Source organism: Promineifilum sp. (SeqCode) (assembly GCF_041918635.1).
Classification (GTDB): domain Bacteria; phylum Chloroflexota; class Anaerolineae; order Promineifilales; family Promineifilaceae; genus Promineifilum.
Genome location: NZ_JAYRVJ010000534.1, coordinates 1 through 6,196, shown reverse-complemented (window position 1 = coordinate 6,196; position 6,196 = coordinate 1). Strand labels below are relative to the sequence as shown.

The window sequence follows — 6,196 nt, the reverse complement described above, 5'->3', positions numbered from 1 at the left end:
GCGGGCCGCCGGCGTGCGGGTATCGATGGCCGAATCGATGGACGCCATGCGCGCGGTCGAAGTCCTGGGCATCATGGACAAGGAGCTGTTCCGCCAGTCCTTGCGCGCCACTCTGGTGAAAGAGTCCGACGATTTCGCCGCCTTTGAAGAGCTGTTCCCCCTCTACTTCGGCAGCGGCGGCCCGCCCATGCAGAGCGCCATGGAAGATCTGTCCGAGGATGATCAGGAGATGCTCCAGGCCGCCCTCCAGGCGTTGAGCGGACGCCTCCAGCAGCTCATGGATTGGCTGACCAGCGGCGAGGGGCCGACCAAGGAAGAACTGGACGAATTGGCCGAGCGCGCCGGCATCCAGTGGGCCAACAGCCCGCAGGAAGGGCGCTGGGTGACCCGCCGCATGCTTCAGCAGATGGGCATGGGCCACCTGGAGCAGCAACTCCGCGAACTGATGGAGAAGCTGGCCGAGATGGGCATGAGCCAGGAGGCCATCGAGAAGCTGATGGGCGTCGTCGAGGCCAACCGCGAGGCGCTCAGCGAGCAGGTCGGCCAGCACGTCGGCCGCCAGATCGCCGAGCAGCGCGCCAACCGGCCGGAAGAGATCTACGGCTCCGACCTGATGCACAAGCCGTTCGAGTCCCTGACCGACGAGGAGGCCAACCTGCTGCGCAAGGAGGTGCAGCGGCTGGTGACGCAGTTGCGCAGCCGCGCCGCGCTGCGCCGCAAGCGGGGCAAGGACGGCAAGTTCGACTCGAAAGGAACCATCCGCGCCAACCAGCGCTACGGCGGCGTGCCGATGGAGATCAAGTTCAAGCGCAAGAAGCTCAAGCCCAGCCTGGTGCTGCTGTGTGACGTGTCGCGCTCCATGCTGTCCGTGGCCGAGTTCATGCTGCGGCTGACCTACGAGTTGCAGGATCAGGTGAGCAAGACGCGCAGCTTCGGCTACTATGCCGACATGGAGGAGATCAGCCTGACCATCGCCGGCAGCCGGGCCGCCGACGCGGTGGATGGGGTCATGGCGACCTTCTACGGCCGCGCCCCCCAGCACTACGCCACCGACCTGGGCAACAGCCTGGAGACGTTCTTCGATAGCTGGCTCGACAGCATCAACAACCGCACGACGGTGGTCATCCTGGGCGACGGCCGCAATAACTACAACTCGCCGCGCATCGACCTGATCAAGGACCTCCAGCGCCGCTCGCGCCGGCTCATCTGGTTCAATCCAGAGAATCCGCGCCAGTGGGGCACGGGCGACAGCGACATGCTGGAGTACGCGCCGCTGTGCGACCAGGTCTACATGGTGCGCAACCTGGCCCAACTGTCGGCGGCCGTTGACCGGCTGATGGACGCTTGACGGCCCCCGCCTCTCCGTGTTATGATGTCGCCATCATGAGACAGATGGCTGTTCGTTCTTATTATTACCGGCAACCTTTCCGGGCTGCGCTGTCGGCGCGCTTGACGGTTGCCGGTCTTTGACGGACGGCACACCCAAGAGCCAAAGGACGCGGCGCAGCCGCGTCTTTTTTGTTGCAGGAGCATGGACATGGCGACGACGATTCTGGACGAACTGCGCTGGCGCGGTCTGATCTACGACATGACCGAGGGCGTGGACGATCTGGTGAGCCACCACAAGATCACCCTCTACAACGGCTTCGACCCCACGGCCGACTCGCTCCACATCGGCAACCTGGTGCCGATGATGCAGCTGGCCCGCTGGCAGCGCTACGGCCACACCCCCATCGCCCTGGCCGGCGGCGGCACGGGCATGATCGGCGACCCCAGCGGTCGGAGCACCGAGCGCAACCTGCTGTCGCTGGATGTGATTGACGAGAACGTCGAGCACATCAAGCAGCAGCTCACGTCCGTACTCGACTTCGAGGTCAAGAGCAACCCGGCCCGCGTGGTCAACAACGCCGACTGGTTGCGCCGGCTGTCGCTGGTCGACTTCCTGCGCGACACGGGCAAGCACTTCACGGTCAACTACATGCTGGCTAAGGACTCGGTCAAGTCGCGCATGGAGCGCGACGACAGCGGCATCTCCTATACCGAGTTCAGCTACATGCTGCTCCAGTCCTACGACTTCCTGCACCTGTTCGAGACCCAGGACTGCCTCTTGCAGGCGGGCGGCAGCGACCAGTGGGGCAACATCGTCGCCGGGGTGGAGCTCATCCGCCGGGCGCGCGGGCAGCGGGCGCACGCGCTGGTCTACCCGCTGCTGACGCGGGCCGACGGCAGCAAGTTCGGCAAGACGGCCGAGGGCACGAGCGTCTGGCTCAGCCCGGCGCGCACCTCGCCCTACCGCTTCTACCAGTACTGGTTCAACACCGACGACGCCGACGTGGGCACCTACCTGAAGTACTACACCTGGCTGACGGCGGCCGAGATCGCCGAGTTGGAGCGCCTGGTCATCGAGCAGCCGGAGCGGCGCGAGGCGCAGCGGCGGCTGGCCCGCGAGGTGACGCGCATGGTTCACGGCGAGACGGCCTTGGCCCGCGCCGAGCAGGCATCGCAGGCGCTCTTCGGCGGCGACGTGACCGGGCTGGACGCGGCCGACATCGAGGACATCTTTGCCGAGGTGCCGTCGAGCGAGATCGGTCGGGAGGCGTTGAGCGGCGGCCTGCCTCTGGTCGATCTGCTGGCGAGCAGCGGCCTGGCCAGCTCCAAGGCCGACGCCCGCCGCGCCATCCAGGGCGGGGGCATCTACCTCAACAACGAGCGCGTGGCCGACACGGGCTGCACCGTGAGCGTCGCGCAGGCTATTGACGGCCGCTTCCTTCTACTACGCAAGGGGCGGCGGCAGTACCATCTTGTGAGGGTGCAGAATTGAACACGGATAGGGGACACGGATTTAACGGATAATACGGATTGATCGTTCGTTCAATCCGTTTCATCCGTGTCCCATCCGTGTTTAATCGCTTCGCAGGTGACTGGTGCGCCGAACGGTGTAGATCGGCCCATCGGGGCGTAGATCGCTCTCGATCAGATGAAGGGCGGCGACGGGCACGGCCAGCGGCTGTACATCGGCCGCCCATTCCACACCGCGCACGGCCCCCTCATCCTTCACCCGGCCCAACGTCAGATGGGCGCGGAACGGCCTGTCCTCCGGCGGCCAGCCTAGCGGCGTCAGCGCCCCGTCCAGCGCCGCCTTCAGCGCCAGCAACGGCGCGCTCTCGCCCCCGTCCGGCGCGGCCAGTCCCACCCAGACCACGCGCGGCGCGCGCCGGTTGGGGAAGCAGCCCACGCCGTCCAGCCGCAACGCGAACGGCGATTGCGTCGCCGCCGCGGCGTCGAGGGCGCGGCCAACGTCGGGCAGCCGCTCGGCCGGCGTGTCGCCCAGGAAGCGCAGCGTCAGGTGCATCTGCGCCGGCCGCACCCAGCGCACCGCCCCGCGCGGCAGCCCCGCCCCCAGCCCCTCGGCCACGCGGCCCAACTCGGTCTTGACCGCCGGCGGCAACTCAATGGCGATGAAAGCGCGGATCGTGTCCATATGGCTATTGTAGAGCGATTTTTCCAAATCGCTCCACCGGGAAGAGATGGGACGCTGATGACGCTGATTCCGCGCTGATTCACGCTGATCGGAAACAATCTGTTTTCTTATCAGCGTCAATCTGCGCGGAATCAGCGTTATCAGCGTGCCATTCTTCAGATTGTCGCACATCGTAGCCTGGGCTATCATTTCGCCAGCCGGTAGCCATGACGATCGATAACGCCGCCCTGCGCCAATTCATCCTCCAGTCCTTCAGCGATGAAGAACTGGACACGCTCTGCTTCGACTACTTCCCGGAAGTCGTCGCCGAGTTCGGCCACGGCGAGATAAAAACTGGCGAAGTCCGTCAGGTAACTATCCACTACCCAGAACAGAGACTGAGCATCCCGTGGTATACGTCAATTATGATGATGTAAAGGCTTTCTGTGATTGGGCAGATCTACAGTTACCTACTGAAGCGGAATGGGAGAAAGCTGCGCGTGGAACTGATGGACGTATCTGGCCGTGGGGGAATGAAACGCCGACATTGGTACACTGCAATTTTAGCGGCGCAAACGGTGGCACAACACCAGTCAGCCAGTATTCTCCGGAAGGGGATAGTCCTTATGGCTGTGTCGACATGAGTGGGAATGTCCGCGAATTCACAGCGGCATGGTATAACTTGAACAGGTCGAGACCCTTACGTGGAGGTGCATGGGACGACGACGCAAATAAAATGCGCGTAGACTTTCGGCAACCAAGCTTCCCGTATATTGGTGACCCAAATGTAGGTTTCCGGGTAGTGGAGCATCCCCTAAGTTTTGACAATTCGCTGTTCGATACTAATGTTTTTCCTGGTCCTCCTTTTTAAGTGCAATAGCCTCTCAACGATAACCTAATGCTACAATGTCAACTAACCAGTTGCTCGCGAGCTACTTCCGGACAAATACAAACGCATCCTGCCTGTGTACATATCTTTGCCGTCACGCTGGAAGCGCCTCCCGTCGCACGTTACGCAAAAACGGGTCATCCTCTTCGGCGAACTCGTCCGCACTCATGAAGAGACAGGTGAGAACGAGGTTATGCTCTAGTGACAGGTCGGCCACCAACTCACCGGTTCGCCGAATCTCCGCCATCGGATTCACGTCCCCGGCCAATACCACCAACACATCCACATCCGACTCCGGCTCCGCGTCCCCCCGCGCCCGCGACCCATAGAGCAGCACCCGCTCCAGCCGCTCGCCATACATCGCCGCCAACCCGGCGCGCAACTGTTGCAAGACGGAAGCCAGTTCCTCGTTCATGACCGCCATTATACCACCGAAAGAATGGGACGCTGATGGACGCTGATTTCTACGCTGATTCACGCCGCGAAAATCAGCGTCCCAATCCGCGTCTATCAGCGTCCTATTCTTCCAACGCGATCACGTACTGCCCCACCACCGCCCCCCCATCAAACAAGCCATACCCCACCCCCCGAATGCTATCGAACAACCCAATCGCCAGCGTATACGGCCCGCCGTCGGCCGGCGCGGGGATCGCCACCCGCTCCACGTACACGTCCCCCACTTCCCAGCGGTGCGCCCACTGCCCGTGGCCGCCAACGTTGGCGACCAGGCCGCTCGCGCCGTCTAGCACCTGATAGCTGCCCGCCACGAACCACTCGCCCCGATCCGGGTGCAGGTCGTCCACCCGCCAGTAGGCGACCAACTCCCGCGTCCCGTCCGGCCCGGCCGGGGCCAGCGTGTAGCCGACCAGCGTCAGCCCGGCCTCGCTCGGCCAGCCGACCGGCGCGGCGGCCCGCTCGCCGATGGCCGCGGCGGCCGGCGGGAGCGTCCGGGCGAAATGGACTTCCGCTCCACCGGGAAAGGTTAGCGACCGCGCCGGCTCGGCCGCCAGCAGCGGGCGCAGGTGCTCGGGCAGCGCGCCGTCCCCCTCGATGACGTAAACCAGCGGCGTCTGCGGCGAGATCAGCACGAAGTCGGGATAGGCCACGCCGCGCACGGGCTGGACGTAGGCGGCGCTCAGCCCGCTCAGCAGCGCCTTGTCCCCCTCGGCGACGAGACGGCGCGGGGTGGGGCCGGGGTCGGCCGTCACCAGGTCGCGCACCGCCCGGCCGATCTGCGCCCCCGCGCCCAGCGACCAGCCGTCGAAGTTGGCCGCCGCCGGCTGGCGGGCGACGAGCTGGTTGGCGCGGTACAGGTCGTGGGCGAAGATGAGGCCGATGAGGAGAGAGAAGAGGAACACAGAGAAACACAGAGGAGACACAGACGGACACAGAGAAAAGAGTTCTTTCTCTGTGTCCCTCTGTGTCCGCCCTCCGTGTCTCTCTGTGTTCCTCTTCCCAACCCCCCACGCCGCCAGCACGTGCCCGGCCGGCAGCGTCAGCAGCAGGTAGTGGGGATGCACGTCGAACGCGCCTTTGATGCTGGTCAATAGCAGCGGCGCGCCGAACCACACCAGCAGCACGACCGCCAGCCGCCGCTCGCGTCCCGGCCGGCGCAGGGCCACGACCGCCCGCGCCACACCGGCCACCAGCGCCACCGTCAGCGCGACGACGGCCAGCGTTGACAGCGCCGGCCACAGCGCGCCGGGCGGGTTGCCGGCGGCGTAGGCGGGACGGAAGTCAATGCCGTTGACCAGCCGCGCCGCGTGGCGCAGCCCCTCGCCGCTCAGGCTCAGCGCGCCGCCGCTCAGGAAGCTGCTCGCCTTGCCGGCGTTGACGCCGGCGCGGGT

General features: G+C 65.1%; 6 protein-coding genes and 1 pseudogene. 4 read left to right on the top strand and 3 right to left on the bottom strand.

What is annotated here, in order from left to right; translation table 11 throughout:
- On the top strand, nt 1-1,348 hold a 1,348-nt coding region (locus ACE3UY_RS15990), incomplete at its 5' end, for a VWA domain-containing protein (protein WP_374688492.1).
- Between the two features lie 189 nt (nt 1,349-1,537).
- Nucleotides 1,538-2,821, top strand: coding sequence for a tyrosine--tRNA ligase (tyrS, locus tag ACE3UY_RS15985; RefSeq protein WP_374688491.1), 1,284 nt, complete (start codon nt 1,538-1,540; stop codon nt 2,819-2,821).
- 81 nt (nt 2,822-2,902) lie between these two features.
- On the opposite strand, the gene thpR is transcribed toward tyrS, so the two are convergent.
- The gene (gene thpR, locus ACE3UY_RS15980; RefSeq protein WP_374688490.1) at nt 2,903-3,481 is read right to left on the bottom strand and encodes an RNA 2',3'-cyclic phosphodiesterase; all 579 of its coding nucleotides are present in this window, start codon (nt 3,479-3,481) and stop codon (nt 2,903-2,905) included.
- A 206-nt stretch (nt 3,482-3,687) separates the two neighbouring features.
- Between thpR and ACE3UY_RS15975 the strand changes: the two are divergent.
- Both ACE3UY_RS15975 and ACE3UY_RS15970 read left to right on the top strand, forming a co-directional pair.
- Nucleotides 3,688-3,819: pseudogene (locus ACE3UY_RS15975) on the top strand (hypothetical protein); the annotation flags it as partial.
- Nucleotides 3,759-4,331, top strand: coding sequence for a formylglycine-generating enzyme family protein (locus ACE3UY_RS15970; RefSeq protein ID WP_374688493.1), 573 nt, complete (start codon nt 3,759-3,761; stop codon nt 4,329-4,331). The pseudogene ACE3UY_RS15975 and the gene ACE3UY_RS15970, both read left to right, overlap by 61 nt.
- A 112-nt stretch (nt 4,332-4,443) precedes the next feature.
- Here ACE3UY_RS15970 and ACE3UY_RS15965 read toward each other — a convergent pair whose 3' ends face one another.
- Entirely contained in the window at nt 4,444-4,764 is a 321-nt protein-coding gene (locus tag ACE3UY_RS15965) for a nucleotidyltransferase domain-containing protein (RefSeq protein WP_374688489.1), read from the bottom strand.
- 103 nt (nt 4,765-4,867) lie between these two features.
- The coding region (locus ACE3UY_RS15960; protein ID WP_374688488.1) for a hypothetical protein at nt 4,868-6,196 on the bottom strand (1,329 nt) is incomplete at its 5' end.

Bases quoted from the DNA above. Each gene is read 5' to 3' on its own strand.
- ACE3UY_RS15965 (WP_374688489.1), bottom strand. From the start codon at position 4,764: ATGAACGAGGAACTGGCTTCCGTCTTGCAACAGTTGCGCGCCGGGTTG.
- tyrS (WP_374688491.1), top strand. From the start codon at position 1,538: ATGGCGACGACGATTCTGGACGAACTGCGCTGGCGCGGTCTGATCTAC.
- thpR (WP_374688490.1), bottom strand. From the start codon at position 3,481: ATGGACACGATCCGCGCTTTCATCGCCATTGAGTTGCCGCCGGCGGTC.